Source organism: Amycolatopsis sp. NBC_00355 (genome assembly GCF_036104975.1).
In the GTDB taxonomy this organism is placed as follows: Bacteria; Actinomycetota; Actinomycetes; order Mycobacteriales; family Pseudonocardiaceae; genus Amycolatopsis.
Genome location: NZ_CP107982.1, coordinates 1,820,980 through 1,837,339, shown reverse-complemented (window position 1 = coordinate 1,837,339; position 16,360 = coordinate 1,820,980). Strand labels below are relative to the sequence as shown.

The 16,360-nt window shown below is 71.0% G+C and carries 14 protein-coding genes; 5 read left to right on the top strand and 9 right to left on the bottom strand.

Going from position 1 to position 16,360, the window contains the following annotated elements; translation table 11 throughout:
- Nucleotides 1-26 precede the first annotated feature (26 nt).
- The 4 genes from OHS18_RS07325 to OHS18_RS07310 form a co-directional block, all read right to left on the bottom strand.
- Complete coding sequence (locus tag OHS18_RS07325) at nucleotides 27-1,205, bottom strand: alginate lyase family protein (RefSeq protein ID WP_328616407.1); 1,179 nt, start codon at nucleotides 1,203-1,205, stop codon at nucleotides 27-29.
- A gap of 187 nt (nucleotides 1,206-1,392) precedes the next feature.
- On the bottom strand, nucleotides 1,393-3,648 hold the full coding sequence (locus OHS18_RS07320; protein ID WP_328616406.1) for a glycosyl hydrolase family 18 protein: 2,256 nt from the start codon (nucleotides 3,646-3,648) through the stop codon (nucleotides 1,393-1,395).
- A gap of 121 nt (nucleotides 3,649-3,769) precedes the next feature.
- Complete coding sequence (locus OHS18_RS07315; RefSeq protein WP_328616405.1) at nucleotides 3,770-4,549, bottom strand: enoyl-CoA hydratase/isomerase family protein; 780 nt, start codon at nucleotides 4,547-4,549, stop codon at nucleotides 3,770-3,772.
- Nucleotides 4,550-4,551: 2 nt separating this feature from the next.
- Nucleotides 4,552-5,463, bottom strand: coding sequence for a PaaX family transcriptional regulator (locus OHS18_RS07310; RefSeq protein ID WP_328454732.1), 912 nt, complete (start codon nucleotides 5,461-5,463; stop codon nucleotides 4,552-4,554).
- Between the two features lie 148 nt (nucleotides 5,464-5,611).
- Here OHS18_RS07310 and OHS18_RS07305 point away from each other — a divergent pair, with 148 nt between their 5' ends.
- The 4 genes from OHS18_RS07305 to OHS18_RS07290 all read left to right on the top strand — a co-directional run bounded on the left by OHS18_RS07305 (nucleotide 5,612) and on the right by OHS18_RS07290 (nucleotide 10,255).
- On the top strand, nucleotides 5,612-7,249 hold the full coding sequence (locus tag OHS18_RS07305; protein WP_328616404.1) for an ABC-F family ATP-binding cassette domain-containing protein: 1,638 nt from the start codon (nucleotides 5,612-5,614) through the stop codon (nucleotides 7,247-7,249).
- Nucleotides 7,246-7,731 (top strand): GNAT family N-acetyltransferase, encoded by a 486-nt coding sequence (locus tag OHS18_RS07300; protein WP_328616403.1) that lies wholly within the window; start codon nucleotides 7,246-7,248, stop codon nucleotides 7,729-7,731. Before OHS18_RS07305 ends, OHS18_RS07300 begins: the two co-directional genes overlap by 4 nt.
- An 83-nt stretch (nucleotides 7,732-7,814) precedes the next feature.
- Entirely contained in the window at nucleotides 7,815-8,879 is a 1,065-nt protein-coding gene (locus OHS18_RS07295) for a hypothetical protein (protein WP_328616402.1), read from the top strand.
- On the top strand, nucleotides 8,876-10,255 hold the full coding sequence (locus OHS18_RS07290; RefSeq protein WP_328616401.1) for a GNAT family N-acetyltransferase: 1,380 nt from the start codon (nucleotides 8,876-8,878) through the stop codon (nucleotides 10,253-10,255). Before OHS18_RS07295 ends, OHS18_RS07290 begins: the two co-directional genes overlap by 4 nt.
- 145 nt (nucleotides 10,256-10,400) lie before the next feature.
- On the opposite strand, the gene OHS18_RS07285 is transcribed toward OHS18_RS07290, so the two are convergent.
- The gene (locus tag OHS18_RS07285) at nucleotides 10,401-11,345 is read right to left on the bottom strand and encodes a methionyl-tRNA formyltransferase (protein ID WP_328616400.1); all 945 of its coding nucleotides are present in this window, start codon (nucleotides 11,343-11,345) and stop codon (nucleotides 10,401-10,403) included.
- Nucleotides 11,346-11,460: 115 nt separating this feature from the next.
- On the opposite strand from OHS18_RS07285, the gene OHS18_RS07280 reads away from it, so the two are divergent.
- A complete protein-coding gene (locus OHS18_RS07280) occupies nucleotides 11,461-12,780 on the top strand; it encodes a lysine N(6)-hydroxylase/L-ornithine N(5)-oxygenase family protein (RefSeq protein ID WP_328616399.1) in 1,320 nt (439 codons plus the stop codon).
- On the opposite strand, the gene OHS18_RS07275 is transcribed toward OHS18_RS07280, so the two are convergent.
- The 4 genes from OHS18_RS07275 to OHS18_RS07260 all read right to left on the bottom strand — a co-directional run bounded on the left by OHS18_RS07275 (nucleotide 12,767) and on the right by OHS18_RS07260 (nucleotide 16,340).
- Nucleotides 12,767-13,252: a DinB family protein gene (locus OHS18_RS07275; RefSeq protein WP_328616398.1), complete on the bottom strand. Its 486-nt coding sequence runs from the start codon at nucleotides 13,250-13,252 to the stop codon at nucleotides 12,767-12,769. The genes OHS18_RS07280 and OHS18_RS07275 overlap by 14 nt on opposite strands.
- A 183-nt stretch (nucleotides 13,253-13,435) precedes the next feature.
- Entirely contained in the window at nucleotides 13,436-14,248 is an 813-nt protein-coding gene (locus tag OHS18_RS07270; protein ID WP_328454746.1) for an ABC transporter ATP-binding protein, read from the bottom strand.
- A 3-nt stretch (nucleotides 14,249-14,251) separates the two neighbouring features.
- A complete protein-coding gene (locus tag OHS18_RS07265) occupies nucleotides 14,252-15,301 on the bottom strand; it encodes a FecCD family ABC transporter permease (protein ID WP_328616397.1) in 1,050 nt (349 codons plus the stop codon).
- 1 nt (nucleotide 15,302) lies between these two features.
- Entirely contained in the window at nucleotides 15,303-16,340 is a 1,038-nt protein-coding gene (locus OHS18_RS07260; protein WP_328454750.1) for a FecCD family ABC transporter permease, read from the bottom strand.
- Nucleotides 16,341-16,360: the final 20 nt, after the last annotated feature.

The window sequence follows — 16,360 nt, the reverse complement described above, 5'->3', positions numbered from 1 at the left end:
ACAGGCCGGGCGGGCAAGGCGCACGCTCACGCTGGGTTGTTCGCGTGGGTCAACGTCTGCCACGCGACGAACAACGCGTTCGTCCCCGCCGGGCGCTTGCTCTCCGTCAGGGACTGCGTGTTGGCCATCGCGATGCCCAGGCGGCCGTGGAGTGCGTTGAAGCCCACTTCCGTGACCGGGCCCAGGCCTCGGTTCACGCTGCCGCCGCAGAGCCAGGACGGGACTGCAGTGCCCAGCTCGTACTTCGACTGGAAGCCCAGCGCCTGGCGTAGCCGCTCGCCGACGTCCGTGCCGTAGACGTCCTGGCCCTGGATGCGCAGGGTCTCCGCCACGTCCGCGATCGCGGCTATGCCGTAGCCCGTGTGGACGAAGTCGCGGCACGTTTCCTGGGTCAGGCCGTCCACGAACGTGCTCTGGCCCTGCCAGTAGCCCACGATTTGGTCGCGTGTGGACAGGCCGCTGCCGGGGACCGTCTTCGGCAAGGAGCCGTCAGAAGTGAGGTACACATACGCCGCGACGCGGTTGCGGTAGCGGGTTACGGCCTTGTCGAAGTTCGTCTTGTCCTCCAAGAAGACCGAGATGCCTACCGCGGCCTCCATCATGGACAGTTCCCAGTTGCCGTTGCTGTTGCTGCCGTTGATGATTTTGTTCAGGTAGACGTTGCGCAGCATCGTGCCGAAACGACCCGAATTCGGCCAACTTGTGTACGTGTACTTGATGATCTCCGCCGCGCGGGGCCAGGACGAGCCCGCCCAGCCCGTCTGCAGGGGTGCGTTGCTGTTGGTGTGGTTGGTGATCGTCGCCGACCACGCGTCCATTAGGGCTATCGACTTCTGCGCGTAGCGGGCGTCGCCCGAGATGTACCAGATCAGCGCGTCCGTGTACGCCGCGATCGCGTCTTCCCGCTCATCGGTGCAGCCGAGGTTCGGGTCCGAGTACGGGCCGCATTCGACGACCGAACGCGGTTTCGGCGTGCGCGAAAGCGATGCGTACGCACTCGCTTTGGCTTGGTCGTATGCGGCTTTCCACGGCTGGGCGCCGGCGTTCACCTGCGCCTTCACGAAGTCCAGCTGCGGACGGCTGACCAGCACACCGGGGTGCGTGAACGTGGCCGGCGCCGCGGGCGCCGGGGTGGCGATCAGGCCCAGGGCGAGCGGGACGGCGGCAGCGAGCGTGACGGCTTTCCTCCAGCGGGATGCGGACATGGCTCTCCTCGGGACGACGATGTGAGGTGGATCACCAGCGCGCTGTCCCGACAGTTTTATGGTCCAGACCACCGTCAGTCAAGAGCGGGGAAAGCCCTTCTTCGTGTCGTGAAGGAAAGAAACGCCGAAATGTTCAGCCCGCTGAACGGAAGGCGATTTCCGTTCAGCGGGCTGAATAGCCGTTCCGTTAACCGAGACCCGCGCTGACCGCGTTCATCAGCGCCCCGGTGTCACCCGACATCTCCCACGCCATCACGCCGAGCAGGCCGCGCGACTTGAGCCAGGTCGTCTTCGCCGCGATGGACCAGGCGTCGTCGAACGTCCACCACTGGCCGCCGTTGCCCGTGTAGCAGGACGTCGCGACGGCCGCGGTGTCGTGGTAGACGGTGCACCCGGGGACGCTCGCGAGGAGGTTCGAATACCCGCGCGTGCCGGCCTCCTCGGGGAACTGGCCCGGCGCCGCGCCGGTCGCCGACTGCCACTCGCCGTTCTTGCCGCCCGCCGCGACGCCCTGCCAGCCGCGGCCGTAGAACGCCAGGCCGAGCGTCAGCCGCCGTGGATCGACGCCCGCGTTCGTGTACGCGTTGATCGCCGCTTCGGCGCTGAAGTGGAAGTTGTACGGGTCGTCCGCGTCGGCGTACAGGTTGCCCTGGTGGCCGGTGCGGTTCGGCTCCCACGAGTTGTCGCTGCCCGACCCGTGGAAGTCGTACCCCTGCACGTTCGCGACGTCGAGGTAGTCGAACACCTTCGGCAGGTCCCAGCCCGCCGCGACCTTGCCCGGGTCGGCCGGGGTGAACGCGTGCAGCTGGTAGCGCTTGCCGGTGGTCGCGCCGTACGCGTCGAGCTGCGTGCGGAACTCGGCCAGCAGCGCCGTCAGGTTGTTCTTGTCGTTCGGGCTCCAGTGGTTGCCCGGGTGGCCGTCGGCGCTGCCGGGCCACTCCCAGTCGAGGTCGATGCCGTCGAAGATCCCGGCCGCGGTGCCCGGGCCGCCGGCGCCGCCGTAGGTCGCCAGATTGCCCTTGATCCACGTGTCGAGGCACGACGAGACGAACTTCTTGCGCGACGCGTCGGTGGCCGCGACGTCGGAGAAGTACTTCGAGTACGTCCAGCCGCCCAGGGAGACCAGCACCTTCAGGTTCGGGTGCTTCGCCTTGAGCTTCTTGACCTGGTTGAGGTTGCCGCGCAACGCCTCCCAGCCCGTGTCGGCCACGCCGTCGACCGACTGGGCCGCCGCGAACGGGCGTGAGTAGTCGGCCTCGGCGTCACCCGCGCCGTCACCCTGGTTCGGGTCCTGCGGGTTCGCCGTGGTGCCCTTCGTGACGCCGGAGAGGCAGGTCAGGTTCACCGGGTCGATGTTCTCGAACGCGTACAGCAGGTGCGTCAGCTTCGCCGCCGCGCCGGTCGTCTCGAGGTTCTTCACGAAGTACTGGCGCCCGTAGATGCCCCACTGCACGAAGTAGCCGACCTTCGCGTAGCCCGAGACGATGTCGCCGGTCTTGGCGGTGACGGCGGCACTCGGCGCCGACACGTTGTCGTAGCCGTCCCGGGCGCGCACGGTGAACGTGTACGAAGTGGACGGTGCCAGGCCGGTCACGACGGCGGCGGTCGTGGTGACCGTCGTCGCCAGGGTGCTCCCGCGGTAGACGTCGTAGCTGACGACGCCGGTGTTGTCGGTGGACGCGGTCCACGTGAGCGACACCGAAGTCGCATCCGCCGACGTCGAGCGCGGTCCGCCGGGCGCGGTGGGCGCCTGCGTGTCGTTCGCCGGGTTGTTGGTGGTCACCGGAAGCGCCGCGCTGGCCGGCGACGCGGTGCCCTTGGAGTCCTTGGCCTTCACGGTGAACGAGTACGCCGTGTTCGGCGTCAGCCCGCTGATCGTGGCGCTGGTCCCGGTCACCGAGGCGGCCAGGGCCGTGCCCCGGTAGACGTCGTAGCCCGTGACCGGCAGCGAGCCGGCCGTCGACGCGTTCCAGGCCAGGGCGGCCGTGGTCGTCGTCTTCGCGACCAGCCGCAGGTTCGCGGGTGCGGACGGTGGTGTGTCCGGCGACCCGTCGCAGTTGGCGTTGTCGACGCGGCACTGCGTCGGCGTCGCGGCCGCGCTGAGCCGGAACGTCGGGCTGTACGGGTAGGTGGTGCGGCCCGGTGCCAGCGTCGCGATGTAGTAGGCCGGGGTCAGCGTGACCTGGGTGCCGTTCTGCGTCACCGTGGCGTTGTCGCCGGTGCTCGCGGTGATGCCGGCGGGCAGTGTGAAGGTGATCGCCCAGTTGCTCACCGACGCGGTGCCGGAGTTGGTGACGGTGTAGGTGCCGGTCGTGCCGCTCAGGGCGAGCGAGGCGGTCAGTGACCCGGCCGCGGCGGCGGGCGGGGCCAGCGCCGCGACGCCGCCCCCGGCGATCAGGAGGGCGGCGAGCGCGGAGCGTAGTCGTGCGGGAGTGCGTCTCATGGCGGTTCTCCAAGCGACACGGAACAGACGAATGTGGTGGTCTAGACCAAAATCGAATGTAACCCGGTGCTGGGAGATCCGCGCACGCCCGAACGGCGGCAACCGTTGTCCGAACGGACTGTTAACGTCCCGAGAACGTCGCCTTGCCCGGCCCGTCCGCGAGGAACGACTTCACGGCGCCCCGCAGGTCCTCGGTCTCGAACAGCTCGGCCGCGATCGTCGTGATGTGCGCGTTGGCCTCCGGGACGCCGCCCGCGGAGAAGTGGTCCAGGACGCGCTTGGTCGCCGCGTGGGCGCAGGTCGGACCCTCGGCCAGCCGAGCCGCGAACGCCCGGGCCGCGGCGTCGAAACCCTCGTCCGGCAGGACGCGGTTGACGACGTTCCAGCGCTCCATCGTCGCCGCGTCGTAGGCGTCGCCGGTCATCACGAACTCCTTGGCGCGCCCGACGCCCGCCCGCGCGGCGAGCCGCTGGGTGCCGCCCATGGTCGGCGTCAGCCCGACCACCTTCTCGACCAGCCCGAACTTCGCCCGGGTCGCGGCCAGGATGAGGTCGCAGGCCACCGCGACCTCGAACGCCCAGGTCAGGCACAGGCCGTGCGCGGCGAACACGGTGGGGAAGGGCAGCGCGGCGATCCGGTCCGGCACCGCGAGCATCTCGTCGAACAGCACCTTCGCCTCGGCGGGCGAGCCCTGGGCGTCGAACAGCGAGACGTCCACGCCGCCGCTGACGATCTTGCCCTCGGCGCGGATCAGCAGCGCCCGGGCGGGGGCGTCTTCCAGCGAACCGATGGCCGCGGCGAGATCCGACTGCAGGGAAGCCGTGTACAGGTTCAACGGCGGCGCGTCGATGGTCAGGACGGCGAGCCCGCCGTCACGGTCGAGGCGGACCTGCTCAGTCATGCTCACCCTGCTTCTTCGGCTTCTACGATGTCGTCCCAATACTGCTGGGCGTCGGGGCGCCAGTCGACGTGTTTGTGATGGAACAGTTCCCCGGCTTTCGTCCCGCTCCACTTCGCCGGCAGGAGCTCGGCGGGCAGCTGCGGGTCGAGGAACGGGAACCGCCGCCACTCGTGGACGAGCTCGGTCTGCGCCCGCAGCACCGCCCGGCCGCCGGTCGGGTTCAGGCCGGTGAAGCGGTCGATGAAGTCCTCATAGCGGTCCTTCAGCTCGGTGAGGTCCCAGGAGCGGGCGACCATCGTCTCCTGCTCGCCGACCTCGCCGTAGGTCGAGGTGAAGGACATCGCCTGCGCCTCGAGGCCCAGCTCGGTGACGATCTGCTGGGCCTCCCGCTGACGGCTCAGGTCCGGGCTGACCCAGACGCCGGCCACCGGCGAGCCGAAACCCGCCCAGGTCAGCCGGGTGCGCAGCCGGTGGCGCAGGTCGCGCTTGGCCTCGGGCACGGACACGATCAGCATCAGCCACTGGCCGTTCCACGGAGGGGCCTCGAGGCCGAACGCGTAGATCCGGTCGGCGCCCTCGGTCAGCAGGCGGCGGCCCGGCGGCGTCAGCGACCAGCGAACCCGGCGCCCGACGCGCTCGGAGACCACCCAGCCCTCGGCGGCGGAGCGGGCCAGCGCCTGGCGCGCCGACTTCTCCTCGATGTCGAGGATGCCCAGCACCTCGACCAGCATCGACGTCCAGACCGGCTTGTCGCGGGGCAGCGCGTACTCCCCGAGCACGGTCATCAGGAGCGAACGCGCGCTCGCGTGGCTCACCTCGCGACGGCGGCTGACCGTCGGCCGTGGCGCCGACACGCGGCCTTCCCTCGCCTTCGGCCTTCGGCCGAGGGTGACCGGGGAAGCGGGCTCGCCCATTCTGTGTTCACCGACCTCACTGCTGCGGGGTATCGACAACCGAACAGGTTACCCACACTGAGTGATCAAAGCGCCACCGGACACACACAGGCGGTCCCATTGACCTTGATCTGACAGTTCACCACGGCCCCGTAGACTCGGCTACCTCATGAGCGCAACTCTCGTCGCGAAGGACCTGGCCGCGGGCCACGGCGATCGCCTCCTCTTCTCCGGTCTGGACCTGGTCGTCGCGCCCGGCGACGTCGTCGGCCTGGTCGGCGTCAACGGCGCCGGCAAGTCGACGCTGCTGCGGACCCTGGCCGGCCTGGCCACCCCGGACGACGGCGAGGTGCGGCTGAACCCGCCGACCGCCACCGTCGGGCACCTGCCGCAGGAACCGGAACGCCGGGAAGGCGAGTCGGTGCGGGCGTTCCTGGCGCGCCGCACCGGCGTCTCCGCCGCGCAGGCGGACCTCGACCGGGCCACCGATGCCCTCACCGCGGGCGAAGACGGCTCGGACGACCAGTACGCGACCGCGCTCGACCGGTGGCTCGCGCTCGGCGGCGCCGACCTCGACGACCGCGCCGGTGAGGTGGCCGCCGACCTCGGCCTGGCCGTCGACCTGGACCAGCTGATGACGTCGCTCTCGGGTGGCCAGGCCGCGCGCGCCGGGCTGGCGTCGCTGCTGCTGAGCCGCTACGACGTCTTCCTGCTCGACGAGCCGACCAACGACCTCGACCTGGACGGCCTCGCCCGGCTGGAGCGGTTCGTCACCGGCCTGCGCTCGGCGACGGTGCTGGTCAGCCACGACCGCGAGTTCCTGGCCCGCACGGTCGACCGCGTCGTCGAGCTGGATCTGGCGCAGCAGCAGGTCAACACCTACGGCGGCGGGTACGAGGCGTACCTGGAGGAGCGCGAGGTCGCGCGGCGGCACGCCCGGGAGGACTACGACGAGTTCGCCGGGACGAAGTCCGCGCTCGAGGCCCGCGGGCGGATGCAGCGCGGCTGGATGGAGAAGGGCGTCAAGAACGCCCGCCGCAAGGCACCCGACAACGACAAGATCGGCCGCAAGTTCCGCAGCGAAGCCACCGAGAAGCAGGCGTCGAAGGCGCGCCAGACCGAGCGGATGATCGAGCGCCTGGACGTCGTCGAGGAGCCGCGCAAGGAGTGGGAGCTGCGGATGGAGATCGCCGCGGCCCCGCGGGCGGGCGCGGTGGTCGCGACCCTGCGCGGCGCGGTGGTCCGGCGGGGCGGGTTCACGCTCGGGCCGGTCGACCTGCAGGTGGACTGGGCGGACAAGGTCGCCATCACCGGCGCGAACGGCGCCGGGAAGTCGACGCTGCTGGCGCTGATGCTCGGCCGGCTCGCCCCGGACGACGGCAACGCGGCGCTCGGCTCGGGCGTCGTGGTCGGCGAGGTCGACCAGGCGCGCAAGCTGTTCCTCGACGACGTCCCGCTCGCGGACGCCTTCGCGCGCGAGGTGCCGGAACTGCCCGACGCCGACGTCCGGACGCTGCTGGCGAAGTTCGGGCTGAAGGCCGCGCACGTGCTGCGGTCGGCCGCGACGCTGTCGCCGGGGGAGCGCACCCGCGCGGCGCTGGCGCTGCTGCAGGCCCGCGGCGTCAACCTGCTGGTCCTCGACGAGCCGACCAACCACCTGGACCTGCCCGCCATCGAACAGCTCGAGGCGGCGCTGGACCGCTACCCGGGCACGCTGCTGCTGGTGACGCACGACCGCCGGATGCTCGACGCGGTGCACGTCACCCGCCGCTTCGAAGTCGCCGACGGCAAGGTCCGCGAGTTGTGAACCTGCGCGAGGCGACTCGCGACGACGCCGGCTTCCTGGCCGACATGCTCGTCGAGGCGGTGAACTGGTCGCCCGAGTGGAAGCGCAAGAGCCGGCGACGGGTGCTGCGGGCGCCGAACACCGCGCACTACATCGCCGGGTGGCCGCGGGAAGGTGACCTCGGCGTGGTCGCCGAAGCGGACGGTGAACCCGTCGGCGCGGCTTGGCTGCGGTTCTTTTCGGCGGAGGATCCGGGGTACGGGTTCGTCGCGGCCGACGTCCCGGAGCTGACGATCGGCGTGGTGCCGGCGTGGCGTGGCCGGGGTGTCGGCCGGGCGCTGCTGAGGGGCGTCGAAAGCCGGGCCGTCGAGGCGGGAATCGGACGGATCGGGCTCAGCGTCGAACGGAAGAACTTCGCGCAGCGGCTGTACCTCGCGGAAGGGTACGAGATCGTTGGCGCGGGTTCCGCGGACGCCGACACCATGGTCAAGATCCTCACCTGATCCCGTACGGGCGGCCGATGTAACGGTGCCCAGTACGAAGCCGACCTACCACCCGTTCGGCGAGCGAGCGGATGGGCGGAGACATGGCGGTCGATCGGGGCGGCGTTTCGGACACCGAATCCCTGTGGCATATTTCGGGCAAGCTCGGCCCCCTTTCGATCGGCGTGGGGATCCCTTACCGGCCAGGGCTGATCGCCGACATCATCCGGGCCGAGATCGCGGACCCGCTGACCTTGCTGTTGCAGAAGGTGCTCCACACAACCGACTTCGTCGGCGGTACGCCGTCGTCGGTGCCCCGCCGGGACCGGATGCCCAAAGTGCTGGACGTCGACCAGCTCCGGGCCCGGCTCGGTCCGTCGTCCCGGCCGCCGCGGCACCCGGAACCGGTGCGCGTCACCGGCGTGTTCTCGCCCGCCGTGCTGCTCAACGCCGGCTGGTGGGAACGCGCCGGCGGCGGCTCGGACCCGGTGGGCCGCAACGGCATCCAGCAGTGGACCTACGCGGGGTTCGAGGAGTGGGCGCCGTCGTGGGACTTCACGAGCGAGGACGGGCCGGACCGGTCCCGGTTCTTCCTGGGCCAGCTCGGCCGGGGCGACGAGGCGAACTCGATCCTCGTGGTCGCGGTCGGTGAGAAGGGCCGGGCCATCCGCAGCGGGATCATGCCGATGTTCCGGGAACGCGGGGTCGGCGCGCTCAAGGCCGAGGTCACCGCGCTGCTGTGCCACCGGTCCCACCTGATGACGCGCAACCCGGCTCTGGGCGCCGCGGCCGAGCGGTGGCAGGGCGAGTTCGACTACTGCCTGCTGCTGGACTCCGAGCAGCACCGGCTCGACCCGCTGCGCGAGATCCCGGACTACTACTCCGCCTACGTCTGGCAATGCTGGTGGGCCACCGAGAACGCCCCGGAGGACCAGCCGCCGCGGCTGGGCGACTGCTACCTGCTGTGGGAGCACACGGACCTGACCAACGTAGACGCGATCGGGTACAACCTCGACAGCCTGGCGCACAAGGCCGCGTACGTCGGCGAGCGCCACGGCAAGCTCGAACTGCTGCAGAAGTCCGGCTTCCTCGTGCCCGGGGAACCGGCGCTCGGCTCGCGGGACTTCCAGCGGCTGCTCGGCGCGATCAGCGGAGACAGCCGAGGGTGATCACCTTCCGCGAGCTCACCGGCGCCGCGGACGACCTCTCCGTGCTGGCCGGGTTCCACGGGACTCTTTACGTCAGCCTGTTCCCCAATCCGGACGAACGCGAGTCGCTGGAGAACATGGCCGGCTACCTGCGGCTGAAAGGACACGGCTGGTACGGCGAGAACAACTACCACATCGTCCTCGCCTTCGACGGCGAGCTGCTGGCCGGCGCCGTGATCGCGGACTACCTGGCCGAACCCGCCGCGGGGGTGATCGAGTACCTGCTCGTTTCGCCCGACGTGCGCGGCCGCGGCGTCGGCCGGGCCCTGATGGACCACATCGAAGCGGTGCTGGCCGCCGACGCCGCCGGCGGCGGGCGCGAACTCGCCGGCGTGGTGGCCGAAATGAACGATCCCCGGGCGGTGTCGGCACTCGCCGACAACCTCGACCCGGTCGCGCGGGCCCTGATCTGGCACCGGTACGGCTACGCCGGCCTCGACTTCCCCTACCGGCAGCCCGCGCTGTCGCCGGGGCAGGCTCCGGTGACCGGGCTGATCCTGATCGGCAAACCGCTGTCGGCGGCCTGGCGGGACCGCGTCCCGGCCGCCGCGATCACCCTTGTCGTCCGGGAATACCAGCGGCTGGCCATGCGGATCGACCGTCCCGAGGACTCGCCCGAGTACCGGCGCATGGCCGCGCACCTGAGCGCGCGGGACGACGTCGGCCGGCTGCCCCTGGACCGCTACACCGGTCGCGAGGCCGCCCGGCCGCTCGACGTCCACGCGGTGACCGGCCCGGACGACCCGGACTTCGCCCGCACCCTGGCGGTCTACCGGGACGCGTTCCCGCCCGGACCCACCGCCGTCGGCGAGGACGGGTTCCGGCACGCGGTCGCCGAGCCGGATTACCACCTGTGGGCGTTGCGCGCGGAGCCGACCGAGCCGGAGCCGTCGGGGATGGCGTCGTTCCACACGCTGACCGCGGTCGCGCTGCTGGGCTACGTCGCGTTCGCGGCCCCCCTCCGCGGTTCGGGCCGGTTCCCGGCGCTCGTCGCCCGGCTCGAACAGCGGCTGCTCGCCGACCGGCCCGAGATCCGCGGCTGGTACGCCGAAATCGGCCCCGGCACCGACGGCGCCCCGTTCCTCCGCGTCGGCTGCCGCGAACTGGCCGTCGACTACCGGCAGCCCGCCCTCGGCCCGGGCGAGGACGTGCCGTGCCGCCTGTTCTTCAAACCCCCCGGCCGGATCTACGGCCCGCCGGAGTTGTCCGGGCCGGACTTGCTGACCGACCTCGCCGAGGTGCTGTCGACCGTGTACGGCGTGGCCGCGCCGCGGGAACACCCGAGCCACCGCCGGATCGCCGGGACGCTGACCGACGGCGTTGTGCCGCTGCGCTAGCCCGTTGTTGCGCCGCCGGTTCCTCGGTCTGCCGCGGCCCTCGTGAGTGTTTAGGGCGGTTAGAACCGCCCTAAACACTCACGACCAGCCGCGGCAGACCGCTCACCGGCGCCTCGCCACGAAGTCGCCGACAGCGCCACTCGTCTCAGGGCCGGTCGGTGAGGTACCCGCCCATGGTCGTGAAGTAGTCGCCCGCCGCCGACTCGGTGCCGTCCGCGGTGCGGACTCGCTCCACCAGCAGACCGGGGGACCGGCCGCGGCGGGCGGCCGGGCCGGCGACGATCACCACGCCGTCGTCCTCCTTGATGAAGATGCGGCCCGGCGTTCCGCCGTAGTTCCCGCGCGACACCGACGCCTTCGTGATCCGCAGCTCTTCGCCGCGGTGGTAGGCGAACGCGTTCGGGTACGGGTCGGACTGGGCGCGCACCAGCCGCTCGATGTCCTCCACCGGCCACGTCCAGTCGATGAGGCTGTCGCGCGCGGCGCGTTTGTGGAAGAAGCTCGCCTTCGAGCGGTCCTGCGGCACCGGCGTGTAGCCGGTCTCGATCAGCCGGATCGCCTCGGCGGTGATCGGCGCGATGAGGTCCACCGTGCGGTGGAACAGGTCCGTCGTCGTGTCGGCCGGGCCGACCGGGATCGCGCGCTGCAGGACGATGTCGCCCGCGTCCAGCTCGCCGTCCATCATGTGGGCGGTGACGCCGACCTCGGGCTCGCCGTTGACCAGCGCCCAGATCAGCGGGGAGAACCCGGCGTAGGAGGGCAGCAGCGAGTCGTGGATGTTGAGGGTGCCGTGGCGGGGCAGGTCGAAGATCTCCGGCGGCAGCCACGTGCGCCAGTTGTTCGCCACGATCAGGTCGAGCTCGGCCGTCTTCAGCTCGGCCAGCAGCTCGTCGTCGTCCGGGCGGTTGCGCAGCAGGACGCGGATGCCGTTGGCCTCGGCGAGGTCGGCGACGGAGTCGGCCCAGATCCGCTCGTACGCGTGGTCGCTCTTCGGGTGGGTGACCACGAGCGCGACCTCGTGGCCCGCGTCGATGAGCGCTTGGAGGGTCCGGTGCCCCCAGGTCTGGTAGCCGAACATCGCCACGCGCATTCGAGAATGCCTTTCCGTAGTCGGGGGACGAACATCACCACGAACGTACTAGGCGAGGCTCGCCTAAGTTAGGTTAGGGTTCCCTGAACGTTACCGGAGTGTGCGAGGGAGCGACATGACTGCAGAGGCCGGCGAACAGGTTCCGATCTACGACGTCGTCGGGGTGGGCTTCGGACCTTCGAACCTGGCCCTGGCGATCGCGCTGGCCGAGCACAACGCCGGCTCGGAGGAGCCGGTGACCGCGCACTTCCTGGAGCGCCAGCCCCGCTTCGGCTGGCACCGCGGGATGCTGATCGACACCGCGACGATGCAGGTCTCCTTCCTCAAGGACCTGGTCACCATGCGGAACCCGACCAGCGACTTCAGCTTCCTCAACTACCTGCACGCGTCGGGCCGGCTGGTGGACTTCATCAACCACAAGAACCTGTTCCCGCTGCGGGTCGAGTTCCACGACTACTTCGAGTGGGCGGCCGCGAAGGTCGACGACGTCGTCTCGTACGGCACCGAAGTGGTGTCCGTGAAGCCGGTCTACGACGGCGAAGAGGTCGAGTTCTTCGACGTCGAGATCTCCGACGGCACCTCCCTGCGGGCCCGGAACCTGGTCATGGGCACCGGGTTGCGGGCGCAGCTGCCCGAAGGTGTCACCGCGGGCGAGCGCATCTGGCACAACAGCGAGCTGCTCTTCCGCGTCGAACGCCTGCGCGGCACCGAGCCGAAGCGGTTCGTCGTGGTCGGCGCCGGGCAGAGCGCCGCCGAAGTCGCGGCCCTGCTGCACGACGAGTTCCCGGACACCGAGATCTGCGCGGTGTTCGCGCGCTACGGCTACAGCCCGGCCGACGACAGCTCGTTCGCCAACCGGATCTTCGACCCGGAGGCCGTCGACCAGTTCTACGGCGCGGGCGAGCCGGTCAAGGACCGCCTGATGCGCTACCACGGCGCGACGAACTACTCGGCCGTCGACGTCGAGCTGATCGACGAGCTCTACCGGCGCGTCTACCGCGAGAAGGTGCTGGGCGTGGAGCGGCTGCGGCTGTTCAACGTCTCCCGCCCGGTCGAGGTGACCGAGTCCGCCGCGGCCGTCTCGGCGACGGTCGAGTCGCTCACGACGGGCGAGCGCACGGTGCTGGAGGCCGACGCCGTCGTCTACGCGACCGGCTACCGCCCCGCCGACCCGACGCCGCTGCTCGGCGAGCTGGGCCCGCGGTGCGGCCGCGACGAAGAAGGCCGGCTGCGCGTCGAGCGCGACTACCGGATCACGACGGAACCCGCCCTGCGCGGCGGCATCTACCTGCAGGGCGGGACCGAGCACACACACGGCATCACGTCGTCGCTGCTGTCGAACACCGCGGTGCGGGTCGGCGAGATCCTGCAGTCCATTGTGGACCGCCGGGTGGTCGCGGCGCCGGAGGGGGAGTACGCGGTCAGCGCGCGGTGAGCTGCTCGCGGAGGATGTCGCTGTGCCCGGCGTGCCGGGCGAAGTCCTCGATCAGCAGCAGGTAGACGAACCGGAGGTTGACCTCGCCGAGGACGTCGTGCGTCCAGGTGTCGTCGAGTTCGAAGCGGGCCGCGATTTCGCGTGAGCGTGCGCCGGCCCGTTCGAACTCGGCGATCACGTCGTCGAGGGTTTCGCTTTCGGCGACGACGAAACTGGCGTCGCCGGGGGTCGTGGGCCCGTCGCAGTCGGCCTCGTCGAGGCCCAGCAGCAGGAGCTGGAACCAGCGGCGTTCGGCCATCGCGGCGTGCTTGACGAGGCCGATCGGAGTGGTCGGGGACGCGACGAGGCGCGTCCGGACGTCGGTGTCGGACAGGCCGCGCGCGGTGTCGGCGACCGCGCGGCGGGTGCGGTCCATCGTCGCCTCCAGCAGGAGACGTTCGGGACCGGTGGTGATTTCGGGCAGCACGAACACGGGTTGGCCTTCCTGGAGGGGAGTGGCCGGACGGTCCTCGGGGACGTGACGTCCGGAACCGAGGAGGGGCCAGAACACGCCGAGGCTAGCGCGCCGGCCGCCGTCCTGTCACCCGGGAATCCCTGAAAGCCGTGAAGGCCTCCTTACCGGCCATAGGAGCCGGGAAGGAGGCCTTCACGGCTTTCAGGAGAGCGGCGCCGGGTGGTGCCGGCTGATCGGGATCACCATCGGCGTGCCGCTGATCGGGTCCGGGGTCACCTGGCAGCGGACGTCGAAGACCTCCTCGACCAGCTCCTCGGTGATCACCTCGACCGGCTTGCCCGCCGCCACGATCCGGCCGGCCTTCATCGCGATCACGTGGTCGGCGTAGCGGCACGCTTGCGGGAGGTCGTGCAGCACCATCACCACCGTCCGGCCCTCGTCGCGGTTGAGGTCGACGACCAGGTCCAGCACGTCGATCTGGTGCGCCAGGTCGAGGTAGGTCGTCGGCTCGTCCAGCAGCAGCACCGGTGTGCCCTGCGCGACGGCCATCGCGATCCACGCGCGCTGGCGCTGCCCGCCGGACAGTTCGTCGACCGGACGGTCGGCGAGGTCGGTCAGTTCGGTCGCCTCCAGTGCGGCCCGCACCGCGCCTTCGTCCGAAGTGGACCATTGACGCCACCAGCTCTGGTGCGGCGCGCGGCCGCGGCCGACGAGGTCGGCCACCGTCATGCCCTCCGGTGCCACCGGGGACTGCGGGAGGATGCCGAGGCGCTGGGCGACTTCGCGGGTCGGGAGGTCGTGGATCGACCGGCCGTCGAGGTAGACCCCGCCCGCCTTCGGCGTCAGCAGCCGGGCGAGGGTGCGCAGCAGCGTGGACTTCCCGCAGGCGTTCGCGCCGATGATCGCGGTGATCTCACCCGGCGGGATGTCGAGGTCGAGGCCGTCGATGACCACCCGGTCGTCGTAGGCGACCCGGAGCTGCTCCACCCGCAGCGAGGGGGCGTCGGATGTCATGTGTCAGCCTCCGGAACCGGAACGGTTGGCCCTGGCCAGCAGCCAGAGCAGGAGCGGGGCGCCGAGGACGCCGGTGACGATGCCGACCGGCAGCGCCGACGCGGTGATCTCGCGGGCGATGATGTCGCTGCCCAGCACCACGACCGCGCCGGTGAGCGCGGACGCCGTGATCGGCGGCGACGAGAGCCGCGCGAGCCGTTGCGCGATCTGCGGCGCCGTCAGCGCGACGAACGAGATCGGACCCGCCGACGCCGTCGCGAACGCGACCAGCCCGGCGCCGGACAGCAGCAGGCCCAGCCGCACCGGCTGCACCGGCGTGCCGAGCCCGGCCGCGACCTCGTCGCCCAGCAGCAGCGTGCTCATCCACCGCGACAACGCCAGGACCACCGGCAGCAGCACGCACAGCGCGCACAGCAACGGGATGACGTGCTCCCAGCCGCGGTTGGCGAGGTTGCCGACCATCCAGCCGATCGCCGCCTGCGCCTCGGTGATCTGCGCCTTGCTGAGCAGGTAGTCGGTCAGGCTGGTGCACATCGCGAAGATCCCGATGCCCACCAGCAGGATCCGGTAGCCGGTGGTGCCGCGCCGCCAGGCGAGCGCGTACACCAGCACCGCCGTGAACAGCCCGCCGAACAGGCCGAGCGTCGTCGTGCCGAGGCCGCCGCCGAAGCCGAACGAGATCCCGGCGACCACGGCGGTGGCGGCGCCCGCGTTGACGCCGATCATGTCCGGGCTGGCCAGCGGGTTGCGCGTGATGGTCTGGAACACCGCGCCGGACGCGCCGAACGCGATCCCCGCCAGCAGCCCGGTGAGGGCGCGGGGCAGCCGCAGTTCCTGCACGATGTAGCCGTTCCCGCTGTCGCTGCCGCCGAAGAGCCCGGACAGGACGTCGGACACGCTCATCGGGACGTCGCCGATCGTCATGCCGACGCAGAACAGCACGAACGTCAGCACGGCGAGGACGAGGCAGACGATCAGCAGCCGGGGCCGGAACCGGCCGGACACCGGCGGTGTCGTGAGCCGGAAGGTGCGCCGCGCCTGGAGCAAGGCCATGTCAGGACTCCACGAGCTTGCGCCGGCGGACGAGGTAGATGAAGAAGGGCGCGCCGAGGAACGCGACGATCACGCCGGCGCGGATCTCGCTGGGCCGCGCCAGGATCCGGCCGAGGATGTCGGCGGCCAGCAGCAGACTCGGTGCGACCACGGCGGTGTAGGGCAGCAGCCAGCGGTGGTCCGGGCCGATGACGAACCGCACCGCGTGCGGGACGATCAGGCCGAGGAACACGATCGGCCCGGCGACGGCGACGGCCGCGCCGGTCAGCAGGGTGATCGCGAGCGCGCCGCGCAGCCGCAGCGGGCCCAGCTTCCGGCCGAGCGAGATCGCGACGTCGTCACCGAGGGCGAGGCTGTTGAGCGCCGGTCCGCTCGCGATCGCCAGCACCACGCCGATGACGAGGAACGGCAGGACCTGCAGCAGCGCGGAGCTGTCCACCCCGGCGAGCGAGCCGGCCGACCAGAAGCGGTAGCGGTTGAGGGCCACCGGGTCCGACAGCACCATCGCGCTGGTGAACGACGCGAGCAATGCCGTGACGGCGGCCCCGGCGAGGGCGAGTTTGACCGGGCTCGACCCGGCCCGGCCGCGCGTGCCGAGGAAGTAGACGACGGTCGTCGCGGCCAGCGCGCCGGCGAAGGCGAACCAGATGTAGCCGTAGGCGGAGCTGATGCCGAGCACGGTGATCGAGAACACGATGGCGAACGCGGCCCCGGCGCTGACGCCGAGCAGGCCCGGGTCGGCCAGCGGGTTGCGGGTCAGCGCCTGCATCACGCAGCCGGCGAGCCCGAGACCGGCGCCCACCAGCACCGCGAGGAGCGTGCGCGGCATCCGGACACTGTGGATGATCACGGCGTCGGCGGAGCCGTCGTTGTGCCACAGCACCTGCCAGACGGCGCCGAACGAGATCTCCTTCGAACCCAGCCAGACGCTCAGCAGGCACAGCAGGACCAGGACCGCGAGGGCGGCGAGGAAACCGATCGCGCGGCCCGTGTGTGGCGGGCGTCGCGTGAGAGCGATACCTCCGGGGTCTGTTCGCACCGCACCTCCGACTGGTACCA